The organism is Marinitoga sp. 1197, from assembly GCF_001021165.1.
GTDB lineage: Bacteria > Thermotogota > Thermotogae > Petrotogales > Petrotogaceae > Marinitoga.
Genome location: NZ_AZAY01000034.1, coordinates 1 through 22,789 on the forward strand (window position 1 = coordinate 1; position 22,789 = coordinate 22,789).

Consider the following 22,789-nt stretch of genomic DNA (forward strand, 5'->3'; position numbering starts at 1 on the left):
AAAATACTTTTCACAAATATCTCTTTGAGTTAATGAATCATCAGAAAGATATTCTTTAACGACGGACAACTTAAATTCTGGTTCATAATTAGTTCGTTTTCTCATTAAAAAACACCCCTTTCTTTTTTTCAATTTTATGATATCACTTTCTTATTTTTTGTCCAAATCTTGTAAGGGGTGAATACGAAGGCAAATATTCGATGAAAAAGTAAAAGAATTAATATGGCACAACGCAGCAGGACAACCAGGATTAACCAATGGACTTGCATATGATTTAGTAATGAAAAAAGCAAAAGGAGAAAAAATAATAACAGAAAAACATTTTGAAAAAACATTATATGATTATATGAGAGTATATATAGACAAAAACATATCAAATATAATAAACAAAGCGAAAAAAGAAAAAGAATTAATGATGAAAATATTATTTGAACCAGAAAGCATTGAATTTGATATAAGCGATGATAGAATCAAGTTTTTATATTTAAATGGGGTAATAGATGACTGTGACGGAAAATGTTGTGTAAAAGTACCGTTATATTATAAAAAATTATACAATCATTTCAAACCACAAACTAATGGAGAAAGAAATAAAATGCTAAAATTTGAAGAAGATTTAAATAAATATATAGATGAGAATAAAAATTTAAAACTAAATGAACTGCTAAAAAGATATACAGAATACATAAAAAGTAGAGGAGCAGTAATGTTCAAAGGCAGAAACTATTATGAAGGGGTGTATCAATATAATCTTGACCAATTTTTAAGTGCATACATAGAATTACTTGGAGGAAAAGTATATCCAGAAACGCAAATAGGCGGAGGAAGAATAGATTTAATGGTAATGTATAACAGAAAAGAATATTTAATAGAAATAAAAGCGAACATAATAAAATATGAATACGAAATATCCAAAAGACAAATAAAAGAATATATAAAAAGAAAAGGGCTAAAAGAAGAATGGTTAATAATATATTCAAATACAATAAAAGATTTTGAATATAATTTAGAAGAAGAAAATGGGATAAAATTACATATTTGGTTTATAAAAACTAATTTTGAAAATCCATCAAAAATGGGGAACTATCTCAATAGAGGAAAAAGGTTATAAGCCAGCATTAGTATACGATTGTATATATCCATTATATGCAATTAGCGATCCATTAACTACCGTTACATTACCTGAAAGCCAAACAACATTTACATCCATCGATGCTATAAATCATGTTACAGAAGCAGCAACAACATTGGTAGCAAATCCTTATACGATATTATTAGCAAAAGAGACAATAAGATTAATCACAAAATATTTACCAGAAGCTAAAGCGGATCCACTTTATTACCTGCTGTAGTAAAAGCAATTTATCCTATAAAACCTGAAGTATTAGCGGAAATATTCGAACCTATTGTTCCATGACTAAAAGGAATACCTGGAGAAGCAGAAATAATAGCAAAAGGTATAGAAAAATGGCTATTAAGTGTAGGAGTGACTAAAAAATTATCAGATGAAGGTTATACAATTGATGATATTGAAAGGTTAATTGATTTAGCATTTAATACGCTGTCATTGGATATTTTGTTATCAATGGTACCTATAAAAGCAACTAAGGAAATTGTAAAACAAATTTATCTTGATTCAATGAATCTATTGAATAAGTAACCACTTCTTCCTTTGTAATACGGCTCCCATTGGAGCCGTTTTTTGTTTTAATATAATTCAATATCGAAAATGATTGATGAAAAAATTAATTCTCTGTTAGTATACGCAGGATATGGAATAATATTATTATCTCTACATTTATATTATACTATTATTAAGAAAAAATGAAAAATAAAAAAATAATAGATAATTTAGTATATTTGATATTTATCTATTATAATTCAAGATGATTATTATAGAGAGAAATTGTTTTAACATTTTTTTTGTGAGATAATAACCTATAAGTAACCTTGTTAAGTGAATAAAAACAATAAAAAATTAGAATATTAATTCTAATTAAATTTCTTTATAACTGAATTTTGTGTAAGGGGGGAGAAAAATGGCAGATGAAGAAATTTTAGGAAAGAAGAATGAAGAGTTAAAAGAAGGGTCAGAAGATTTTCCGTTGGTTGAAGTTCCAATATCAGAAAGGAAAGGGTTTTGGTCAATATCGGTAGTTTTATTAGGATTTACTTTTTTCACTGCAACGATGTGGGCTGGAGGTAATCTTGGAGTATCCTTTAAATTCTGGCCAGATTTGATGCTTTTAATAGTTGCTGGTAACTTGTTATTGGGATTATATGTTGCTATATTAGGGTATATAGCATTTAAAACAGGATTAAGTACAGTTCTTTTAGGAAGATATAGTTTTGGAGATTGGGGGAGTAAATGGCCAGATTTCATTTTAGGATTTACACAAATCGGCTGGTATGCCTGGGGAACTGCAACAATAGCTATTCTTTTGACAAAGTTTCTCAATTTACCCCAGGGATGGAATATACCGTTAATGATACTTTTTGGATTTGCTTTTTCATGGACTGCATATGTTGGATATAGAGGATTGGAATGGCTTTCAAGGTTTTCTGTGCCACTGATGACGATATTAATTATATGGAGTATGACAATAGCAACAAAGGATGCAGGAGGTTTAGCGGGAATTCTTGGGATAGAACCTACAAAGGATATGACAACAGCAGCAGCTATAACTATAATCTTTGGAACATTTGTTAGTGGAGGGACTCAATCTACAAATTGGACAAGATTTTCAAAGACAGCATATTCTGCTGTATTTGGATCACTTGTTGCATTTTTTATAGGTAATGGGTTAATGATTTTTGCTGGAGCATATGGTGGATTAGTTTATCAAGAGCCGGACATAGTAAATGTTCTTGTAAAACAGGGATTGCTATTTTGGGGGATAGTAATGTTATTTTTGAATATTTGGACAACACAGGATAATACAATTTATAATTTTTCTGTTGCAGGATGTAACTTTTTTAGAACAGAGAAAAGAAGATATTTTACAATTGGAGGCGCTGCAATAGGAACTATTTTAGCAATATTGGGAATGTATAATTGGCTTATTCCATGGCTTGTTCTTCTTGGAACGTTTATTCCACCAATAGGTGGAGTAATTATGGCAGACTTTTTTTACAAACATAAAATGAAATATCCAAAAATTACAAATATAAAATTTCAAAAATTTAATTGGTCTGGAGTTTTAGGTTATATTGCAGGAGCTTTAATTGCAAAATATAGCCCCGGTGTTCCTCCAATTAATGGTATTATAGGAGCATTTGTGTTTTATGTAATTTTTGATATATTGTTAAAAGTATTTGGAATAAATAATAATCATGAAATAGTTGTAGGTGAAGAATCATGAAAATGATAATAAGAAATGCGCATATTGGCGAAGATAAAGAATTAAAAGATATTTTTATTGAAAATGGAAAAATAATAAAAATAGGAAAAATTGAAGAAAAGGCAGAAATAGAAATTGACGCAGATGGAAAATTGGTGTCGCCACCATTTGTTGATCCTCATGTTCATCTTGATGCAGTACTTACTGTAGGCGATCCTCAATATAATATATCAGGAACGTTATGGGAAGGAATAGAAATATGGAGCAAAAGAAAATTGAAATTAACCCATGAAGATGTGAAAAAACGAGCTAAAGAGGCTTTGAAATGGGCTGTGGCTCAAGGGATTTTAAAAGTAAGAACTCATGTAGATGTTTGTGACCCTGAATTAACAGCTTTAAAGGCAATGGTTGAAGTTAAGCAAGAAATGAAAGAATTAGTGGATGTTCAAATAGTATCTTTTCCACAGGAAGGGATAGTTAGTTTTCCAGATGGAGAAAATTTAATGAGAAAATCATTGGAAATTGGAGCAGATATAGTTGGTGGAATACCTCATTATGAATTTTCGAGAGATGATGGGATAAAGAGTATTGATATTATAATGGATTTAGCTAAAAGTTTTGATAAAGATATAGATGTACATATTGATGAAACTGATGACGATCAATCAAGATTTGTAGAATATTTAGCAGCTAAAACTATAAAAGAAAATTATTTTGGAAGAGTTACAGCGAGTCATATTACTGCTATGCATTCATATAATAACGCTTATGCTTATAAATTAATGAGTGTATTTAAAAAAGCTCAATTAAATGTTATAGCGAATCCGCTTGATAATATAGCTCTTCAAGGAAGATTTGATAATTATCCGATAAGAAGAGGCATGACTCGAATTAAAGAGTTATTAAAATCAGGAATAAATGTTGGATTAGGGCACGATTCTGTAATGGATCCGTGGTATCCGCTTGGAAGATATAATATGCTTCAGGTAGCTTTTATGGCTTTGAATGTTGGACATATGACTGGATATAATGAAATTAATGAGATCTTTGATGCAATTACATATAATTCCGCAAAACTTATGAATTTAAGTGACTATGGAATAAAAGAAGGAAATAAAGCTGATTTAATCATTTTAAATGCACCAAGTAAAATAGAAGCTATAAGACTTAGAAGTGAAGTGCTTTATGTAATAAAAAATGGAAACATTATAGCTAAAACAACTCCAGCTAAATCTTATGTAAATGATGAAGAAATAAGTTTTAGAGTGATAGGTATATATGAATAATTAAAAGCGACTCTTATGAGTCGCTTTTCCATCTGAAATATACCAGGCATCCTTTTAAATAAGAGATTTCAATTTTTTCATTTATAGTTTCATTGCTTATACCAATAGGGTTGTTAAAAAATAAAGTTCCATTTTTTAATGGATATTTAAAACCATTAAGATAAATTCCTTCTGTTCTTTCTGTCAGCGAAAAGATTGACCATATTTCACCTTTACTCACCATTTTATCAAAATTTTTAGGTATTTTTGAAATTTCTAAAAATTCTTCCTTAAAAATAATTTCTGTATTATATTTCTTTAACAAAAGTAAAGCTCCAAATATATGATCTAATCTATTACCTAAAAAACCTGAAATAATAATTTTTTTTGATTTTTTTTCAATGGCAAAATCAAGAGCTAAATCAATATCTGTAAAATCTTTATCAGATCTATATTTTATAATTTCAACATCATTTGATTCTGCCCATTCTATCGATTCTTGAGATGCGGAATCTAAATCTCCAATTAAATAATCCGGTTCGATATCCAATTTTTTAAACAATTCAAGACCTTTATCTACTGCTATCAGAAGATCTGAATTACCTATAATATTTTTATAAAATTCAAGAGAACTTTTTGGAGTTCCACCTGATATTATAAAGGTTTGCATTATTTTCCACCCCTTAATTGATTTTTATATTTATTTACAGTTCTTCGAGATATTTTTATGTTTAATTTTTTTTCAATTAATTTAGCTAATTTACTATCAGAAATATTCATATTGTTTTTTATAAAATTAAGTATAATCTCTTTTTTATTTTTTTGAGCATCTCTGGTATTAAAAAGGGTTGAAAATGGAAATATAATTTTTTTTAAATTCATAAAGTATTTTGATGCAATACTTCTGCTTACAGTGGAGGGTGAAATATTTAATTTTTGAGCTATTTCTCTTATTCCAAGTATTTTTGGCGTGTTTCCATATTTTAAAAAATTAGAATTTTCTAAAACAAGTATTTCTGCCAATACATTTAGATATTCTTTTCTTTTATTGATAGCGTTTTTTATTATATATAATTTTTCCATTTCTTTTTCAATATACTTTCTTAAACTCTTTTCTTTAAACGATTTAAGATTTTTGAGATATATTTCATCTATTTCCGGGAGAGTTGGAATATTTACCTGCCATTTTATATTGCCGTTTTTTTCAAAAAAAATAATATCCGGCTTAGCATTTATATATATAATATTTTCTCCATTTTCTAAATTTGAGAGTGGCAATCCGAATTCTCCTTTTTCTTTTCGTATTTTTAATGCATCATTTAAAGATTCTTCGGCAAATCCAGAAGGTCCAAGGTTTTTAAGAATTTCAATTAATAAATCATAATCTTTTTTGTTGATGTTATATTTTTTAATAAATTCTCGCTTTGAAATAGTTAATATTCCGTTTTTATCGAGATATTCAAATAAAGTTTCTGCATAATCTTCAAGATAAGATGGGACAAGAGCTAAATATATAGGTTTAATTTCTTCTAAAAAGCTGATTTTGTATGTTGTTGTTTCTAAAATATAATCAAGATAATCTAAACTATAAAAATTTAAATTATCCTCTTTAAATTTTAAGAATACATTTTCTAATATAAAGTCATTAATTTCATTATCGAGTTTATTTAATGGCATTTGAATAAAGTTTAATGCCTGTATTTGTTTTTGATTTAGAGATTGTTTTTGCTTTAATTTTTGAAGCAATTTTCTTTTAATCATTCATTACCTCCGAAATAGCTTTATATAAGTTTTTAGCTATATCAAGAGGGGTTGCAAAATATTCTGATTTTTCGCCACTGACTATTTCAGCAGTTCTACCAGATAAATAAGATGCAACAATACTTGCTTCCATAACATTTAGTCCCTGTGCAATTAAACCTGCGATGATACCGGTAAGCAAATCTCCGCTTCCTCCTTTAGATAATGCGGTGTTTCCAGTAATATTAAAAAATGTTTTTTCACCATTTGTGATTATTGTGGTAGCATCTTTAAATACTATAGTAGCCTTTTTAACTTTTGCAAAATATTCAGTGTATTCATAATTTTGTCTTATTTCAATTTCATCAGTTCTTACAATTCTTTGCATTTCACCAACATGCGGAGTTAATACTATATTCTTTCTTAATCTTAATGCATCGACAGCATAAAGTGCATCTGCATCAACAACAATAGGAGCAGTTGAATTTTCAACAACACCTCTGACAAATTGCATAGTTTCATTTGAACGGCCTAATCCAGGCCCTATTACAATAGCAGAAGCTTTTTTTATATTTTTATAGATTATATCAATATCCCTTAAGGAAAATTTATCTTTATTTAATGATTTATATATAATACCTGGTTCATGTTCTAAAACAGATGAAGATAATGAACTTGGTGTAATTAATTTAACCAATCCAGCGCCAATTTTTTGTGCACCTATTGCAGAAAGTACCGATGCGCCTGGAAATTCGGAGGAACCTGCAAGAATTAAAACATTTCCAAAATCATATTTTTGAGAAAATTTTGGTCTTTCAGGTAATAACTTTTTTACCATTTGTTTTGTAACTAACTCTCTATGAGAAATATTGAATAAATCTTTTGGAAACGAAAGAGGAGAAACAACAATTTTTCCTGAGTATTCTCTTCCTGGGAAAAAGATATGTCCAAGTTTATAACTACCAAAGGTAATAGTTTTATTTGCTTTAACAGCATTATTATGCATTTTGCCATTATTTGAATTTATCCCTGAAGGAATATCTATAGAAATCACATATCCCCTTTTTTTAGAATTTATAATATCGATAATTTCAATAATCTCTTTTTTTAAATTGTCTTTTAATCCTATACCGATTAATCCGTCAATAATACAATCAGCAGTACTAACATGATTTTTGAAATCGTCATTATATTCTATAAAATTATTAAATCCAAATTTTTTGATGGTTTCTAATTGTTTTTTGAATAAATTACTTTTATTATTTCCTACAATAGCAATTTTTATATTCTTATATCCTTCATTGAATAACAATCTGGCAGTTGCTAAACCATCTCCACCGTTATTTCCGCTTCCCAATACAAATAAAAAATGTGTATTTTTATTAAAATTTTTAATAATTTCGTTATAAATGGATAGTGCAGCCTGTTCCATTAGAACCTCAGAAGAAATTCCATATTCTTTTGAAGTATAATTGTCTATTTTTTTCATTTCTTCAGAAGTTAAAATATGCATATAAAGTCCTCCTTATAATAAGTCTTATTTTAATTTTATCACATTTATTTGAATTTTCAGAGTGAGTAAATAAAAACTGAGGCAAAATGCCTCAGTTTTTATATTCCTAACATTCTTTCAATTTTTGTTTTATCAAAACCAACAATTGTTTGATTTCCAATTTCTATTACAGGTACACCCATTTGTCCAGTTTTTCTAACCATTCTCTCTGCAGCTTTTTGATCTTTTTCCACATTATATTCTTTAAAAGGTATTCCTAATTCTTTAAAATATCTTTTTGCCTTTTTACACCATGGACATCTTGAGGTTGTATATATAGCAATTTTTACATGAGCCAACTTAATCCCTCCTTATTATATACAATTTGTATATAGCTAAGTATATTTATGCCATAATATATTTAAATTTAAAAGTACTTTTTGTAAAAAATAAAATTAGTTTAGCAACAAAAAAACAAAGTTAGCTTCTAATAAAATAATCTTCCTTTTAAGGAAGATTATTTTATTGATGATAAACTTTTTTATATTAAAGAGTTTAAAAATATGTACTTTATAGCAAAGTCTAAACATCTATAAGGAGATTAATCAACATTATATTCTCTCACTGGAATGATTTTATCCAGTCTAACGATTTCTATTACTTTTTTTACATTTTCATTTCTCACATTGTGCAACTCCATTGAGCCACCCTTCTTTTTGTAGTTCATAAAGAAATATAAAATTCTTCCTAATCCACTACTATCAATATAATCAAGATTTGACATATCTATAAATATCCTTTTTATTCCATTTTCGGCTAATTCATTTAATTCATCTCTTAGTTCTTCGGAGTTGTTTATATCTATCCTACCATGTAAAAAAATCGTTGCACTATTACCATATATCTCCTTTTTCATAATTCTCCTCCTTTCTTAGCGAAGCTAAATGATTCGCTCTTTGCTTTAATATTTATATTTTATATTTATTTTAAGTATGCTTTATCTTAAACTCCTTTTTATTTCCTTTTAAAAATACTGTCTCGGATATTATAACATAAAATATTACATTTTTTGAAGTACGATAGCACACTTTCCTGAAATATCTCCTTCTAATATTCCATCATAAACGCTAAATTCTTTTTCTGTAACAGTTTTTGTACTATATATAATTTTAAATTTTCCATTATTAATTTCTGATAACCATACTGGAATTTCGAATTTATATGTAAAATTGTTTATATTTATGATAACTATTAAGTTTTCTTTATTGTCCCATATATTATATACTATAAATCCTTTATCCCAAGATAAGAATTCTATTGAACCATTTCTTAAAACATCATGCTCTTTATAGAATTGTATCATATTTTTCATAAAATTCAAATTTTCCTGGTATAAATTTTCATGTAATTTTTTCCATGGAAATGTTCTTCTGTTATCTGGATCAGTCCAACCAGGTAGTCCTATTTCATCACCGTAATAAAGACCAGGTGCTCCAGGTAATGTGAAAACCATTAAATATCCAATTTTAAATATATCCCAATCTATGTCAAATTCTGCTTCTTTATGCCCAAGAGTATTAGCTCTGCCAATTTTTTTAGTTGTACGAGTTGCCCATCTTGAGTGATCATGATTACTCAATTGATTTAAAGATATATACTTTGAATTTAGAGGTAGTTGGCTCCAAGCCCATTTTAATTGTTTTATAAACCATTCTGAATTTCCAATTAATTCTGGTTTGAAATCATCATTATGTTTTTCCATACCTGTTAAATAATAACTTATAGGATCCATCGAACCTATATAATTCATTATACCATCCCATGATAAACTTTCTATCCATTCTTTTGGAGATTCGTAATCTTCAGCAAATATTAAAGCGTTTTTATTAGCTTTTTTTACAATTTTCCTGAAATATCTCCAAAATGTTTTATTGATTCGTTTGCCTTTTCCCAAATCTCTAGCTACATCAAGCCTCCAACCGTCTGCGTTAAAAGGATGTTTTACCCATTTTTCACCTATTTGAGATATATATTTCCAGACTAACATTGTTTTATTATAATTTAATTTTGGTAAAGATTTATATCCCCACCAACCTTCATATTCTTCACCATGCCAGTAAAAATATTCTGATTCTGGTAATTCTTTATTATTTGCAATTCCTTCATTTTCACCATATATTTTATATTCATTAACCCACTTATGATATGAACCACAATGATTAAATACACCATCCAGAATTATTTTAATATTTCTTTTATGGGCTTCTTCAACAAGGTTAGAAAATAGTTTATCACTCTCTATTAGATTTTTTTTAGATGTTGTTCTTACTTTATATTTTTCATCTAAGTTTTCAGAATCTTCAACTATTACTCCTAAATGAGGGTCTATATGCTCATAATCCTGGGTATCATATTTATGAGGACTGGGTGAAACAAAGATAGGGTTTAGGTATATTGCTTCTATTCCTAAATCTTTTAAATAATCTAATTTGTCAATTATTCCCTTTAAATCTCCACCATAAAATTCAATATGTCCTTTATCAGGATCTGGCAATTCATCCCAATTCTTTTTCTTTATAGGTTCTCCGTCATATATGTATTCGCCACTAACAGGATCATTTGATGGATCACCATTATAAAACCTGTCGGGGAATATTTGATAATAGATGGTTCCAATCGCCCAATCTGGTACTTCAAAATCTGGAATAATAACAAAGTCTTCGATAGGACGTTTTTCTACTATTCCTTGAGAATCATATTTTATTTTTCTGTTAATTTTTATAAAATCCAATTCAAAATGATATCGTATTAATCTGTTAGTCAAGGTAAATTTTTTGGAAAAGTACCAATAAAATTCATTTTCTTTTTCCAATTTCATAATTGAATGTTTATACTTATGTGAGTGTTTTTGCGTTGATAAATATAATTTTCCTGAAACAGGGCCTAATTTTTTTGATACTCTGATTTTAATAGTAATTTCATTGCCTATTTTGGGATTTGTTGGGCTAAAGAAATTTTTACTTTGATCGGAATATATTCCGAAAATCATATAATCATCCTCCAATATTTTCCAGTTTCTGTATTTCAAGAATAATTTCATTTTCTTTTTTGGTAATATTTTCAAGCTGTTGCTCTAAACTATTTTTTTCTTCTTCCAATTTTATCAGTTTCTGATAATCCTGGGAATAAGAATACATTAAATTTTCAATATTTTCAATATCTATAATTATTTTTTCGAATTTTTCTTCTAATCTTTTTTTTTCACTTTTTAGTGATTTTATTTTATTTTTTATTTTTTTATTTGTTTTGTAGTCTATATTATAGCCATTTTCTTTTTTTATTTTAAATGAATCATTTATTAATTCTGGTAATATTTCATCGAATGATTTATATTTTAATAATGATGAATTTTTAATCAAATAAAAACTATCAGATAAATTTTTTATTAAATTTTCATCATGTGATACCATAATTATAGCACCTTTAAATTCTTTTAGTGTTTCTTCAAGAGTTTGTATAGTAAAAATATCCAGATGATTTGTAGGTTCATCTAAAATTAAAACATTAGGTTTTTGTAATATTAACTTTGCAAGAGCTAATCTGGTTAACTCTCCACCGCTAAGAGTCTCAACGCTTTTAAATACAGTTTCTCCTGAAAAACCAAATCTTCCTATATATTTTCTTACTTCATAATCCTGCCATTGTGGAACATCTTTCCAGATTAACCCCATTACATCAAGCGATTTGTTTAGTGAGGATATAACCTGATCTAAATATCCTATTTTTATATTATATCCCCAGTTAATATTCCCTTTTACAGGAGATAATTTACCTGTTAATAATTTTAATAATGTTGATTTCCCGCTACCATTTTTACCCAAAATGGTTATTTTTTCCCCTTCATTTATTTCGAAATTTATATTTTTTAACAATAATTTTTTTTCATTATAGCCAAAAGAAAGATTTTTAATTTCTAAAACTTTATAACCGGTTTTTTTAGGTTCTGGTATTTTTATTTTAATAATTTTTTCTTCCTGTAGTGATTGTATTTTTTCAAATTCTTTTAAAAGTTTATCCCGTAATTTTTCTCTAAATTTAGCCTGTTTCATCATTTTTTCTGTTCCCCATTTTCTAAACCTTTCAATCATTGAGTTTAATCTATTAATTTCTTTTTCAAGGTTTTTCTTTCTATTTGTTATATTAATGAGGATATTTTCTCTAAGAGTTAAATATTGTTTATAATTTCCTTTAAAATCCCATAATTTAAAATTATTAATTTCCCAGAATCTATTTGCTAATTCTTTTATGAATTTTCTGTCATGCGATACAAATATCATAGCTCCTTTATAAGACTTTAAATAATTAATGAGCCAATTTATAGAGTATATATCTAGATGATTTGTAGGTTCATCTAATATCAATAAATTATAATCTCCTGCTAAAACTCTACCAAGCGCTAATCTTGTTAATTCACCACCACTCAAAGAATTTATTTTTCTATCCCAGTGATTTTCATCGAATCCCATACCTTTTAAAACAGATCTTACAATTTTATTTTTCATTTCATCTTTTATATTTTTTTCAATTTCTTTTAAAACATAATTAAAAAGGGTTAAATTTAATTCATCAGCTCTAAATTGTTTTAAGTATCCTAATTTTAAATTTTTTGTTTTTAAAATAGTTCCTTCCAATGGTTCGATTTCCCCATTTATTATTTTCAATAGTGTAGTTTTTCCAGAGCCATTAGCACCTATTAAAGCTATTCTATCTTTTTCGTAGACTGAAAGGTCAATATCATAAAATATATCCTGAGTGCCAAAATTATGCGAAATATTTTCTAATTTAAAAAGCATTAGATTCACCTCAACAAAATATTTTGAAAATCAACAAATATTATCTTTGGTGTTTTTCTCTATACATCATTTTATCAGCCTTATCGATTAATTTATCAATATTGGTTGAATCATCTGGATAAATCGAGTATCCAAAGCTTACAGAAATGTTCAATTTGATATTTCCAAATTGAAATGGTGTTTTAAGATCTTTTTTTATTTTATTTACTACTTTTTTTGCCCCGTTTTTATCAGTATTAAACAAAGCAATTATAAATTCATCCCCACCTATTCTTGCAAACATATCACTTTCTCTTAATACAGAAGAGACCCTTTCAGCAAAAAACTTTAACACTTCATCTCCTATTCTGTGTCCATATGTATCATTTATTGCCTTAAACTTATTTATATCCATATAAATAAATGCTATTTTTTGTTTTAATCTCTTTTCTAAAGCTATAATATCTTTTATTTTAGAAATAAAAGCCTGTCTATTATAAATTTTTGTTAAAAAATCGTATTCAGCAGATTTGCGTAGTTGTTCATCTACTTCTAATTTCCATAATAAAAATTCTAAATTTGATTTAATAATTTTAGCAAAATTTTTATCAATATTTTCAAACCTTTTTTTATACGAATCAAGCGTTATAAAACCATATAAATTATTTTTTATAAATAAAGGAATTATCAAAGTTTCTTTTATTTTTTCTAAATTACCATATTTTATTAGTGTATTTTTATATTTTATATTTTGTGAATATTCTTCTTTCCAATTAGAAACAATATATGGATTTTTAAACAAAAATTTTTCAGTGCTTTCAATTTTAAATTTTATAGTTTTTAATTTGTTAATATCAAAGCCTTTAACAGCTTTATATTCATAATATTTTTTATTTTTAAATATCATAGCACCTGTTTCTGCAGATGGAACTATATCAACAAGTTTATCTATAATTTTTTGATATAGTTGTTCGTTCCATTGAGACGAAATTATTTCATTAGATAATTTTAAGAATTCATTTGAAAAATTATTTTCATATTCCAGATGTTGTATATATTTTTTTTCTTTTGTTACATCTATTCCAGAGGAAAAAATAAGAATTATGTTTTTTCCTTTTTTAATATAATTATTATGCCAAGATACAATAATTTTTTCCCCATCATTATTTATTATCTCATTTTCATAATATTCAACGGGTTCAATTTTTCCAGATAGTATTTTATTAAACACTTTTCTTACTTCATTTTGTAATTCCTGAGGAATAAAATTATCAAACCAATTTTTCCCTATTATTTTATTTTTTTTAACTTTTAATATTTCACATGCTTTATTATTAATATCATATATATTTCCATTTTTATCAAGAACCACATTTATAGTTTGTGCAAGATTAAAGTAATTTTCGAATTTTTTCTTTTCGAATTCTAATTGTTCTTCAAGAATTTTTCTTTCCGTTATATCATAGTCCACTTCCTGAAGTATATATTTATTTTCTTCAATTAAAATAGGAGAAATATAAACCTCAACCCATTTTATATCACCATTTATTGTTTTATATTTCCTTTCAAAAATATGAAATAATTCCCCGTTTTTTAATGCTTTTTTAATTCGCTGAATTATTTCTTTTTCTGTGTCATCTATATGTTTAGAATATGAGATTCCCTGCATTTTTTCAGGTGATGAATACCCCAATAATTCTGCAGCTTTTTTATTTGCTTTTATTAACTTTAAACTTTCATCCCAATAAAATATAGCATTATTGGAAAAGTTAAATAAATATTCATAAATATTTTTTTTCATAATTCACCCCGATTTTTTGCTATAAATAAAATGGGCATAAAATGCCCATTTATGCCATTTCAAGAGCGATTTTCATCATATTTGTAAATGATTTCATTCTTTCTTCACTTGAAGTAGCTTTTTTGGTAACTAATGAATCAGAAACAGTTAATAAACATGCAGCATTTTTACCAGTAACCATGGCATTTGCAAATAATGCAAATGATTCCATTTCAACAGCTATACAACCATAAGTATCTCTTATTTTTTTATAATCTTCAAAATTAACCCTGTAAAAAACATCAGAACTGTGAATTCTTCCTTTATGAATTTTGATATTTAATGAATTTGCAGCATTTTCCAGTTTTTTATTTAATTCATTGGAAGGTTTTAAGATTTCATCATCTATACCTCCCATAACCTTTGCGAAAGTTGATTCACTGTAGGCTTCTTCGACCAATATAACATCGTATAAATCAATTTCATCAGTGTATGCACCACAAGATCCAACTCTTACTATATTTTGCACATCATAAAATTTAAATAATTCATATGAATAAATACCTATACTCGGCATTCCCATGCCACTTCCCATAACACTAATTTTTTTACCTTTATATGTCCCAGTATATCCGAACATATTCCTTACGGTATTAAACAAAACAGGATTTTCTAAAAATGTTTCTGCAATAAACTTAGCTCTTAATGGATCTCCTGGCATAATAACTGTTTCTGCAATAATGCCTTTTTTATCAACTTCAATATGTGGTGTAGGTATCATGCAAATCGCCTCCTTGAATTTTTTTGGAACCTATCTTAACAGGATATTATACATCTTTTTAATTAAGAAGAATATTCAAAAATAAAAAATTATGATAAAATACAAAATATAAGTCCTAAGTAGAAAGAGGTGGTATCTTTGATTAAATTATTTTTAATGTTTTTTAGAATATCAGCTTTTGCACTTGGCGGAGGGTATGCAATGATTCCTGTAATGTCAAAAAATCTTACGTCAAAAAAATTAATCACAGAAGAAGAATTTAGAGAAATATTATCTATTGTACAGGCAATACCAGGTCCTATTGCATTTAAAACGTCCTGGTTAATTGGGAAAAAAATAAATGGTATAAAAGGTGCAATTATATCTTCTCTTGGAATATTAATGCCACCATTTTTTAGCATAATTTTAATCGCTTCGATATTGAAAAAATATTCAGATAATATTTATGTTTCTGGTTTTACTAAAGGTGCATATGCATCATTAATAGGTATGGTTGCAGGAATTCTATACGATTTTGTGAAAACAACAAAATTTAATAAATGTGATATTATAATTATTATATTATCCATATCAATAATATTTTTTTATCCTTCATATACTATTGTAACCTTTTTTTCAACTATCATAGTTTTTTACTTTTTAGAAAAGAGGAATGATAAAAATGCTTAAAATGATTTTTCTTTTTTTTGAAATAGGGTTTATTTCGTTTGGGGGAGGATGGGCTTCTCTTGGTATTATAAAACAATTAATAATTGAAAATAAATTATTAACAGAAAAAGCTTTACAGGACGCTATTTCTATTTCTCAGATGACACCAGGACCAGTTGCTGTAAATCTTGCAACATATATTGGATATTTAAAATATGGATTACCCGGAGCCTTTTTAAACACTTTATTTTTGGTAATGCCAGCCATTATATATTATTATACAGCTAAAATGTTTTTGAAAAAATTTAATTTAAATAAAAATTCATTAATGAAATCACTTAGATTTGGAACGGTTGTATTAATTTCAGTGACTTTTTTATCCGTATTAAAGCCAATAATAATAGAAAAAAATATTATCAGTGCAATTATAGCTTTGTATGCTTTAATGCTATTTATAAAAACAAAAATAGATCCAATATATATAATTCTAAGTTCAGCTATAATTGGAATGGTTATTTTTTCATATATTTCATATAGTTTATAATTTAGTTTTTGTCAAATTTTCAAAAAGAATTAAAGAGGTTATTTCACCAACTCCTCCAGGAACTTCTGTAACATATGCTATGTTTTTTACATCAGGCTCTACATCGCCAACAATATAACCGTTTTTGACATTAATTCCAACATCAATAATTATACTGTTTTCTCTTACCATATCTTTTTTTAAAAATTTAGGTATTCCCGTAGCCACAACTATTATATCAGAATTTAAGGTTATAGCTTTTAAATCTTTTGTATGACTATGGCATATTGTTACCGTAGCATTGTTTTCTTTATTCGAAAGCATTATTGAAACTGGTAATCCGACAATTACACTTCTGCCTATTATAGTAACATTTTTTCCATCAAGATTTGTAAAATTATTTAATATCCTAACAACAGAATCGGCTGTACATGGTTTAAAATAGGATTTTCCATATATTAAATTTCCTAAATTATAAGGGGTAATACCTTCAATATCCTTTTTAGGATCAATATATTGCAAGACTTCATAAGGTTCAAAAGGAAGAGGTTGAGATAAAAATATGCCATTAACAGACTCGTCATTATTCAAAATTTTTATTGCCTTAATTAATTCTACTTTTGAAGATACTATTTTTAATTCGTGATTAATATTTAATTTCCTTGATAATTTTTCTTGAGAACGTAAATATGCAAGCGTTGCGCTATCCGGATCTAAAGCAACGCTTACCAATTTTAAATTTTTATTTTTTGTTGTTATAATATTATTTTTAATCTCTTTTGCTAATTTATCAACCTTAATAATCATGTTTATCACCTCAAAATAAACCGAAAATGTTGCCTTTTGCATCTATATCAATTTTTTCAGCATTGGAATGTTTTGGTAATCCGGGCATTCTCATTATTTCACCTGCTAAAGCTACTATGAAGCCCGCACCTGCCGATAATTCAAAATCTCTAATTGTAAAATTGTAATTTGAAGGGGCTCCTAATTTTTTTGGATTATCAGATATTGAATATTGTGTTTTGGCAACTATAACGGGCAGATGGTCATAACCATGTTTTTTAAGGAATTTAATTTTATTTCTTGCCGCCATTTCATAATCAACATGTTTAGCTCTATATATTTCTTTTGCTAACTTTAATATTTTAACTTCTATAGGGTCATGCCAGTTATATATTGTATTCAATTCACTCTTTTTATTAGACTCAACGATAACTTTTTTGGCTAAATCGATGGCTCCTTCGGACCCTTTATAATATGTTTCATTTATCGAAATTGGAATGTTTAAATTCTCGACAAAATTAACGACAAATTTTATTTCTTCTTCAGAATCCGTATCAAATTTGTTTAAAGCAACAATTACAGGTATACCAAATTTTTTTAAATTCTCAATATGTACTTTCAAATTTACAATTCCGTTTCTTAATGCGTCGAGATTTTTTTCATTAAAATCTTTTAATCCTCCATTATATTTTAAAGCCCTAATTGTAGCTACTAAAACAATAGCATCCGGTTTAAATCCAGCGGTAGGAGAAACAAAATCAAGAAATTTTTCCGCACCGAGATCTGCACCAAACCCACTTTCTGTAACAACATAGTCAGATAATTTTAAAGCCATTTTTGTAGCTATTAGTGAGTTTGTTCCATGAGCAATGTTGGCAAATGGACCGCCGTGTATAAATGCAGGTGTATTTTCAATTGTTTGAACCAGATTTGGATTTATAGCATGTTTTAATACAGTTGCAAGTGCTCCTTCAATCTTTAAGTCACCAATTGTAACTGGAACACCTTTTTTTGTCCTTGCAACCACTATATTTTGAAGTCTTCTTTTTAAATCTGGAATATCGTCAGCAAGACATAAAACAGCCATTATTTCTGAAGCGGCGGTTATAACAAATCCATCTTCTCTTGGTTTTCCATTAGAGTGTCCACCTAATGCAATTACAATCTGTCGTAAAGCTCTATCGTTCATATCAATAGCTCTTTTCCAGAAAATCCTTGTTTCATCTATATTTAAATCGTTTCCGAATTTTATATGTGAATCCAACACTGCGGATACAAGATTATGAGCTGTCGTTATAGCGTGTATATCTCCTGTGAAATGCAGATTTATATCTTCCATTGGCAATACCTGGGAATACCCTCCACCAGCAGCACCGCCTTTTACTCCCATTACGGGACCAAGGGAAGGTTCTCTTAATGTTACAATTGATTTTTTTCCTAATTTATTAAAAGCCATTGAAAGTCCGATGCTTGTGGTAGTTTTTCCTTCACCAGCAGGCGTTGGATTAATTGCGGTAACAAGAATTAACTTTCCATCTTTTTTTCTTTCAATATTTTTCAAATAATTATGTGAAATTTTAGCGATATGATTTCCACATTGATGAATATATTCTTCACCTATCCCGAGTTCAATAGCAATATCTGTTATCTTTTTTAGTGAAGCTTTCTTAGCAATTTCAATATCATTTAACATATAATCACCTCTCTTATATAATGTTCGTATAGAAAATTTTTAATTTCTTATTTTCATTTAAGTTTTTTTAAAAAAAGTTGATCCAAAGCGTGTGCACATATTAATTAAATATATCTTCTAATATTATACTTAACTTATAATACATCATTAATATTATATCAAAAAAATAGGTATATATAAAATCGATATGGAAAGATACAAAAAAACTACTTTCTTTTAAATTTTACAGAATAGTTACTATAATTATTATTGAGAATTAATTGATAATATGATATAATGGCCCAGGATATATGAATTAATTAATCAGTTGATATATTAATTTTAGTTAAACTAACGATTAAAATATTGTGAGGTATTAATATGAGATACAGTGAAATAATAAAAAAATACATTCAAAATTCGATAAGACAAAATATAATTTTTTTGCTAATTATAATTGTATTATGGATTTTAATGTTTTTAAATATTAATTCAACTTTAAAGTCAGTATCTGCAATTAATTTAAATAATTTTAATGACATAATGAATCACTATTATTATCATTTGAAATATATCAGTATAATAAACGATGAAAAGTTGTTAAAAGATATAGGAATTTCAAATTTTTTTATAATAGATAAAAGTGGAAAAATTAGAAAAACTTTACCAGAAAGCCAATTGGATGAAAAAAATATATCAAATACTGAATTTTATTTTGAAATTATAAAAAAAAATTCAGGAATTTTTATTTTTAGAAATAAACTTTTTGATGAAAAATCCCATATATATATAGGTGGTAAATTTAACAATAGTTATTTGATTGGAGAGTTAGACAAAATAAGATTCGAAATAGATTCAAATTATTTTTTAACAATTCAAAGTAAAAGTGGGAAAATTATATATTCAAAAATTCCAGTAAAGGAAATAAAAAAAATTTCAATGATAAATAATAGAATTTTTATAAACAACACAACAAATTGGAATGATCTTAAATTAACAACTTCATTGGATATTACGCTTCAGTTATTATACAATTTGGTGATTTCTTTATTTATGTTTTTAATAATAATATGGAATTTAGTTTCAAGAGTTAAAAGTACTAAATTTATCCATAGATTTGAAATAGAGTTTTCTAAAATAATAAAAAGTATGGAAAGTTTTTTAAAAGAATTAAGAATATTAGATAGACAGAGTTTTTTAAATATTTCTGTGAATGATTTTGAAGAGATTTTAGAACCTATAAGAGATGAAAATTTTTATTTCGAAGAATTAAATGAGTTAAAAGAGGTAGAATTTTTATCCATAAAAGAAATGCTTGAATTATTTGATGAAATCAGTGCATCGACTGAAGAGTTGGAAGCTACAAATAAAGAATTAGAAAATTTATATATGCAATTAGAAAAAGCATATAGTGATCTCGAAGAATCATATAGAAAATTCTCATCACATCTATCGTCAATTGCTGAAGAATACGATGAAATCACAGGAAATCATATAGAAAGAGTTGCGAAATATTCTCGATTAATTGCTGAAAAATTGGGATTTGATCCCAAATTTGTAGAGGATATAGAATCTTATGCACCTCTTCACGATATAGGTAAACTTATGATCAAACACGAAATCTTAAATAAACCAGGTGGTTTAACAAGGGATGAATATGAAGAAATGAAAAAACATACAATATTTGCTGAGAGAATATTTGGGGATGATGAACGTTTTAAGATGGCAAAAAATATAGCAATGTACCATCATGAGAATTATAATGGAACGGGATATCCGTTTGGTTTGAAAGGTGGAGAAATTCCAATTGAAGCAAGGATTGTAGCCCTTGCCGATGTATATGATGCTTTGAGGAGTGAAAGACCATATAAGGATGAATATACACATGAAGAAACATATAATATAATTACCAATGGAGATTTTAAAACAAAACCAGATATTTTTGATCCGGAAGTATTAAATATTTTTAAAAAATATCACAAGGAATTTGATAAAATATATACTGAATATAAGAAAAAAGAAATAATTAATGTTAAAAAGCTTGATAGAGTTGAATAATAAAGATATTTTTAATAGATGAAATTAATAGAATTTTAGTAATATGAAAAAGTTGATAATATTTATCTTCCTATATAATCCTGAGAATATGGCTCGGGAGTATCTACCAGACAGCCGTAAACTGTTTGACTATAGGAAGAGAGTTGTATAGATTTTTATTACACCTCTCTTCCAGAGAGGTTTTTTGTATTTTAAGGTGTTTATTTATATTTTAATTAATTATATATAGAATTTTTTCTATAAAAAATTATAGATTATGCGAAGTTGTTTTTGTAACTCCAAAATTAAAATTAACACCATTTTAAACTAATAGAAAAAATAAAGTAACTCATATTCTATACAATAATGTTAAGGATTTTTAATATTTTTATAACTCAGGAGGTGTTATGGGGTGGAAAAGTTTTTTAAATTAAAAGAAAATGGAACAACAGTAACAACGGAAATCCTGGCAGGGGTGACAATTTTTTTAAGTATGGCGTACATTTTATTTGTCAATCCTAATATTTTAGTAACAGCTATGGCTCCAGGAGCGGATGTTGGTTCAAGTGTTTATAGTCAATTTTTTGGTGCTATAATGGTTGCAACAATATTTGGTGCTGCAACAGCAACATTGGTAATGGGATTATATGCTAATTATCCATTCGCATTAGCACCAGGTATGGGATTAAATGCTTATTTTACATATACTGTCGTATTAAAAATGGGAATTCCATGGCAGGTAGCTTTAGGTGCTATTTTTGTAGAAGGTATAATATTTATTCTTTTAACAGCATCAGGGGCACGAAGTTTTGTGGTAAAAGCCATACCTCAAAATGTTAAGTTTGCTACAAGTGCAGGTATAGGTTTATTTATAGCATTCATAGGGTTAAAAAGTGCAAATATTATCGTTTCAAACCCTGCAACTTTTGTAGGTTTAGGTGATCTGACCGATTCTAGTGCAATGGTTGCAATTATAGGTTTAATAATTACAGCTGTTTTATTTGCTCTTAAAGTTCCTGGTTCTATTTTATTGGGTATTATAATTTCTACTATAATAGGAGCATTTCCTGTATTTGGTGTTACTCATTATCAGGGGATTGTTGGTAAAATTCCAAGTATTGCTCCAACATTTATGAAATTGCAATTATCCTGGGGAGACCTTTTAACAGGATCTTTTTGGGTAGTAGTTTTAACCTTTTTCTTTGTGGATTTTTTTGATACACTTGGAACATTAACAGGATTAGCGCAAAGTGCTGGTTTTGTTAAAAATGGTGAAGATTTTCCAAGATCAAATAAAGCATATATGGCAGATGCAATAGGAACCTCGGTTGGTGCTTTGTTTGGAACTTCTACAGTTACTACATATATCGAAAGTGAAACAGGTATTGCGCAGGGTGGAAGAACAGGTTTAACTTCTGTTACTGTAGCGGTATTAATGTTATTAATGTTATTCTTCTCTCCATTGGGATTAACAATACCTGCTGCTGCAACAGCTCCTGCCTTAATTTTTGTTGGATCATTAATGCTTAAAAATTTAACAAAAATAAAATGGGAAGATACAACAGAAGCAGTGCCAGCATTTATTACAATTATTATGATGCCTTTAACATATTCTATAGCAAATGGTATTGCACTTGGTTTGGTTGTATATCCATTAGTAAAACTATTTTCTGGTAAAGGAAAAGATATTCATTGGTTAAATTGGATTTTAGCTATAGCTTTTGTTTATTACTTAGTATTCTTACAGCATTAAAAAACAGCCTGCATTATGCAGGCTGTTTTTTTATAATGTATTGTTATAATATGATCAAAAATTCTGACATTAGATGGAAATCTTTTATTTAAATATAAATATTAAACTTTATTTTATATAAAATATTGTATAATATTAG

Annotated in this window: 18 protein-coding genes, 1 pseudogene and 1 riboswitch; of the genes and pseudogenes, 8 read left to right on the forward strand and 11 right to left on the reverse strand. The window is 27.4% G+C overall.

Annotated features, from left to right (window positions below):
- Window positions 1-280: 280 nt before the first annotated feature.
- The 4 genes and pseudogenes from X275_RS08655 (at window position 281) to codA (ending at window position 4,627) form a co-directional block, all read left to right on the forward strand.
- The gene (locus tag X275_RS08655; protein ID WP_084825161.1) at window positions 281-1,111 is read left to right on the forward strand and encodes a PD-(D/E)XK nuclease domain-containing protein; all 831 of its coding nucleotides are present in this window, start codon (window positions 281-283) and stop codon (window positions 1,109-1,111) included.
- Window positions 1,074-1,660 (forward strand): annotated as a pseudogene (locus X275_RS11915) (iron-containing alcohol dehydrogenase); the annotation flags it as partial. The gene X275_RS08655 and the pseudogene X275_RS11915, both read left to right, overlap by 38 nt.
- Before the next feature lie 379 nt (window positions 1,661-2,039).
- Window positions 2,040-3,362, forward strand: coding sequence for a cytosine permease (gene codB / locus X275_RS08665; protein WP_047265040.1), 1,323 nt, complete (start codon window positions 2,040-2,042; stop codon window positions 3,360-3,362).
- Window positions 3,359-4,627 carry a cytosine deaminase gene (gene codA / locus X275_RS08670; protein ID WP_197072634.1) on the forward strand — a complete coding sequence of 423 codons (1,269 nt, stop codon included), beginning with the start codon at window positions 3,359-3,361 and terminating at the stop codon, window positions 4,625-4,627. Before codB ends, codA begins: the two co-directional genes overlap by 4 nt.
- 13 nt (window positions 4,628-4,640) lie before the next feature.
- Here the strand turns inward: codA and X275_RS08675 are convergent, their stop codons facing one another.
- The 9 genes from X275_RS08675 to deoD all read right to left on the reverse strand — a co-directional run bounded on the left by X275_RS08675 (window position 4,641) and on the right by deoD (window position 15,228).
- Complete coding sequence (locus tag X275_RS08675; protein WP_047268443.1) at window positions 4,641-5,276, reverse strand: thiamine diphosphokinase; 636 nt, start codon at window positions 5,274-5,276, stop codon at window positions 4,641-4,643.
- On the reverse strand, window positions 5,276-6,367 hold the full coding sequence (locus tag X275_RS08680; RefSeq protein ID WP_047268444.1) for a hypothetical protein: 1,092 nt from the start codon (window positions 6,365-6,367) through the stop codon (window positions 5,276-5,278). Before X275_RS08680 ends, X275_RS08675 begins: the two co-directional genes overlap by 1 nt.
- Window positions 6,360-7,859, reverse strand: coding sequence for a bifunctional ADP-dependent NAD(P)H-hydrate dehydratase/NAD(P)H-hydrate epimerase (locus X275_RS08685; RefSeq protein ID WP_047268445.1), 1,500 nt, complete (start codon window positions 7,857-7,859; stop codon window positions 6,360-6,362). The genes X275_RS08680 and X275_RS08685 overlap by 8 nt, the downstream gene beginning before the upstream one ends.
- Before the next feature lie 98 nt (window positions 7,860-7,957).
- Window positions 7,958-8,197 (reverse strand): glutaredoxin family protein, encoded by a 240-nt coding sequence (locus X275_RS08690; protein ID WP_047268446.1) that lies wholly within the window; start codon window positions 8,195-8,197, stop codon window positions 7,958-7,960.
- Window positions 8,198-8,439: 242 nt separating this feature from the next.
- The gene (locus X275_RS08695; RefSeq protein WP_047265045.1) at window positions 8,440-8,754 is read right to left on the reverse strand and encodes an STAS domain-containing protein; all 315 of its coding nucleotides are present in this window, start codon (window positions 8,752-8,754) and stop codon (window positions 8,440-8,442) included.
- 144 nt (window positions 8,755-8,898) lie between these two features.
- Window positions 8,899-10,887 (reverse strand): glycoside hydrolase family 13 protein, encoded by a 1,989-nt coding sequence (locus X275_RS08700; RefSeq protein ID WP_052913797.1) that lies wholly within the window; start codon window positions 10,885-10,887, stop codon window positions 8,899-8,901.
- A gap of 4 nt (window positions 10,888-10,891) precedes the next feature.
- Window positions 10,892-12,691, reverse strand: a complete 1,800-nt coding sequence (locus X275_RS08705) for an ABC-F family ATP-binding cassette domain-containing protein (protein ID WP_047268447.1) — start codon at window positions 12,689-12,691, stop codon at window positions 10,892-10,894.
- A gap of 40 nt (window positions 12,692-12,731) precedes the next feature.
- The gene (locus tag X275_RS08710; protein WP_047268448.1) at window positions 12,732-14,471 is read right to left on the reverse strand and encodes a sensor domain-containing diguanylate cyclase; all 1,740 of its coding nucleotides are present in this window, start codon (window positions 14,469-14,471) and stop codon (window positions 12,732-12,734) included.
- A 49-nt stretch (window positions 14,472-14,520) separates the two neighbouring features.
- Window positions 14,521-15,228 carry a purine-nucleoside phosphorylase gene (deoD, locus tag X275_RS08715; RefSeq protein WP_442914815.1) on the reverse strand — a complete coding sequence of 236 codons (708 nt, stop codon included), beginning with the start codon at window positions 15,226-15,228 and terminating at the stop codon, window positions 14,521-14,523.
- Between the two features lie 141 nt (window positions 15,229-15,369).
- On the opposite strand from deoD, the gene X275_RS08720 reads away from it, so the two are divergent.
- Both X275_RS08720 and X275_RS08725 read left to right on the forward strand, forming a co-directional pair.
- On the forward strand, window positions 15,370-15,900 hold the full coding sequence (locus X275_RS08720; protein WP_052913779.1) for a chromate transporter: 531 nt from the start codon (window positions 15,370-15,372) through the stop codon (window positions 15,898-15,900).
- A complete protein-coding gene (locus X275_RS08725) occupies window positions 15,884-16,423 on the forward strand; it encodes a chromate transporter (RefSeq protein ID WP_052913781.1) in 540 nt (179 codons plus the stop codon). Before X275_RS08720 ends, X275_RS08725 begins: the two co-directional genes overlap by 17 nt.
- Here X275_RS08725 and X275_RS08730 read toward each other — a convergent pair.
- Window positions 16,418-17,209, reverse strand: a complete 792-nt coding sequence (locus X275_RS08730; RefSeq protein WP_047268450.1) for a bifunctional 5,10-methylenetetrahydrofolate dehydrogenase/5,10-methenyltetrahydrofolate cyclohydrolase — start codon at window positions 17,207-17,209, stop codon at window positions 16,418-16,420. The genes X275_RS08725 and X275_RS08730 overlap by 6 nt on opposite strands.
- A 10-nt stretch (window positions 17,210-17,219) precedes the next feature.
- Window positions 17,220-18,881 carry a formate--tetrahydrofolate ligase gene (locus X275_RS08735; protein ID WP_047268451.1) on the reverse strand — a complete coding sequence of 554 codons (1,662 nt, stop codon included), beginning with the start codon at window positions 18,879-18,881 and terminating at the stop codon, window positions 17,220-17,222.
- Between the two features lie 360 nt (window positions 18,882-19,241).
- Here X275_RS08735 and X275_RS11740 point away from each other — a divergent pair, with 360 nt between their 5' ends.
- Together X275_RS11740 and X275_RS08745 are read left to right on the forward strand one after the other, a co-directional pair.
- The gene (locus X275_RS11740) at window positions 19,242-20,918 is read left to right on the forward strand and encodes an HD-GYP domain-containing protein (protein WP_197072635.1); all 1,677 of its coding nucleotides are present in this window, start codon (window positions 19,242-19,244) and stop codon (window positions 20,916-20,918) included.
- Between the two features lie 50 nt (window positions 20,919-20,968).
- Window positions 20,969-21,070: riboswitch (purine riboswitch) on the forward strand.
- Between the two features lie 239 nt (window positions 21,071-21,309).
- Window positions 21,310-22,650: an NCS2 family permease gene (locus X275_RS08745; protein ID WP_047268452.1), complete on the forward strand. Its 1,341-nt coding sequence runs from the start codon at window positions 21,310-21,312 to the stop codon at window positions 22,648-22,650.
- The last annotated feature ends 139 nt before the right edge of the window (window positions 22,651-22,789 follow it).

Excerpts from the sequence above, each read along its gene's own strand:
- X275_RS08655 (WP_084825161.1), top strand. The coding sequence starts at position 281 with ATGAAAAAAGCAAAAGGAGAAAAAATAATAACAGAAAAACATTTTGAA.
- codB (WP_047265040.1), top strand. The coding sequence starts at position 2,040 with ATGGCAGATGAAGAAATTTTAGGAAAGAAGAATGAAGAGTTAAAAGAA.
- codA (WP_197072634.1), top strand. The coding sequence starts at position 3,359 with ATGAAAATGATAATAAGAAATGCGCATATTGGCGAAGATAAAGAATTA.
- X275_RS08675 (WP_047268443.1), bottom strand. The coding sequence starts at position 5,276 with ATGCAAACCTTTATAATATCAGGTGGAACTCCAAAAAGTTCTCTTGAA.
- X275_RS08680 (WP_047268444.1), bottom strand. The coding sequence starts at position 6,367 with ATGATTAAAAGAAAATTGCTTCAAAAATTAAAGCAAAAACAATCTCTA.
- X275_RS08685 (WP_047268445.1), bottom strand. The coding sequence starts at position 7,859 with ATGCATATTTTAACTTCTGAAGAAATGAAAAAAATAGACAATTATACT.
- X275_RS08695 (WP_047265045.1), bottom strand. The coding sequence starts at position 8,754 with ATGAAAAAGGAGATATATGGTAATAGTGCAACGATTTTTTTACATGGT.
- X275_RS08700 (WP_052913797.1), bottom strand. The coding sequence starts at position 10,887 with ATGATTTTCGGAATATATTCCGATCAAAGTAAAAATTTCTTTAGCCCA.
- X275_RS08705 (WP_047268447.1), bottom strand. The coding sequence starts at position 12,691 with ATGCTTTTTAAATTAGAAAATATTTCGCATAATTTTGGCACTCAGGAT.
- X275_RS08710 (WP_047268448.1), bottom strand. The coding sequence starts at position 14,471 with ATGAAAAAAAATATTTATGAATATTTATTTAACTTTTCCAATAATGCT.
- X275_RS08725 (WP_052913781.1), top strand. The coding sequence starts at position 15,884 with ATGATAAAAATGCTTAAAATGATTTTTCTTTTTTTTGAAATAGGGTTT.
- X275_RS08730 (WP_047268450.1), bottom strand. The coding sequence starts at position 17,209 with ATGATTATTAAGGTTGATAAATTAGCAAAAGAGATTAAAAATAATATT.
- X275_RS08735 (WP_047268451.1), bottom strand. The coding sequence starts at position 18,881 with ATGTTAAATGATATTGAAATTGCTAAGAAAGCTTCACTAAAAAAGATA.
- X275_RS11740 (WP_197072635.1), top strand. The coding sequence starts at position 19,242 with ATGAGATACAGTGAAATAATAAAAAAATACATTCAAAATTCGATAAGA.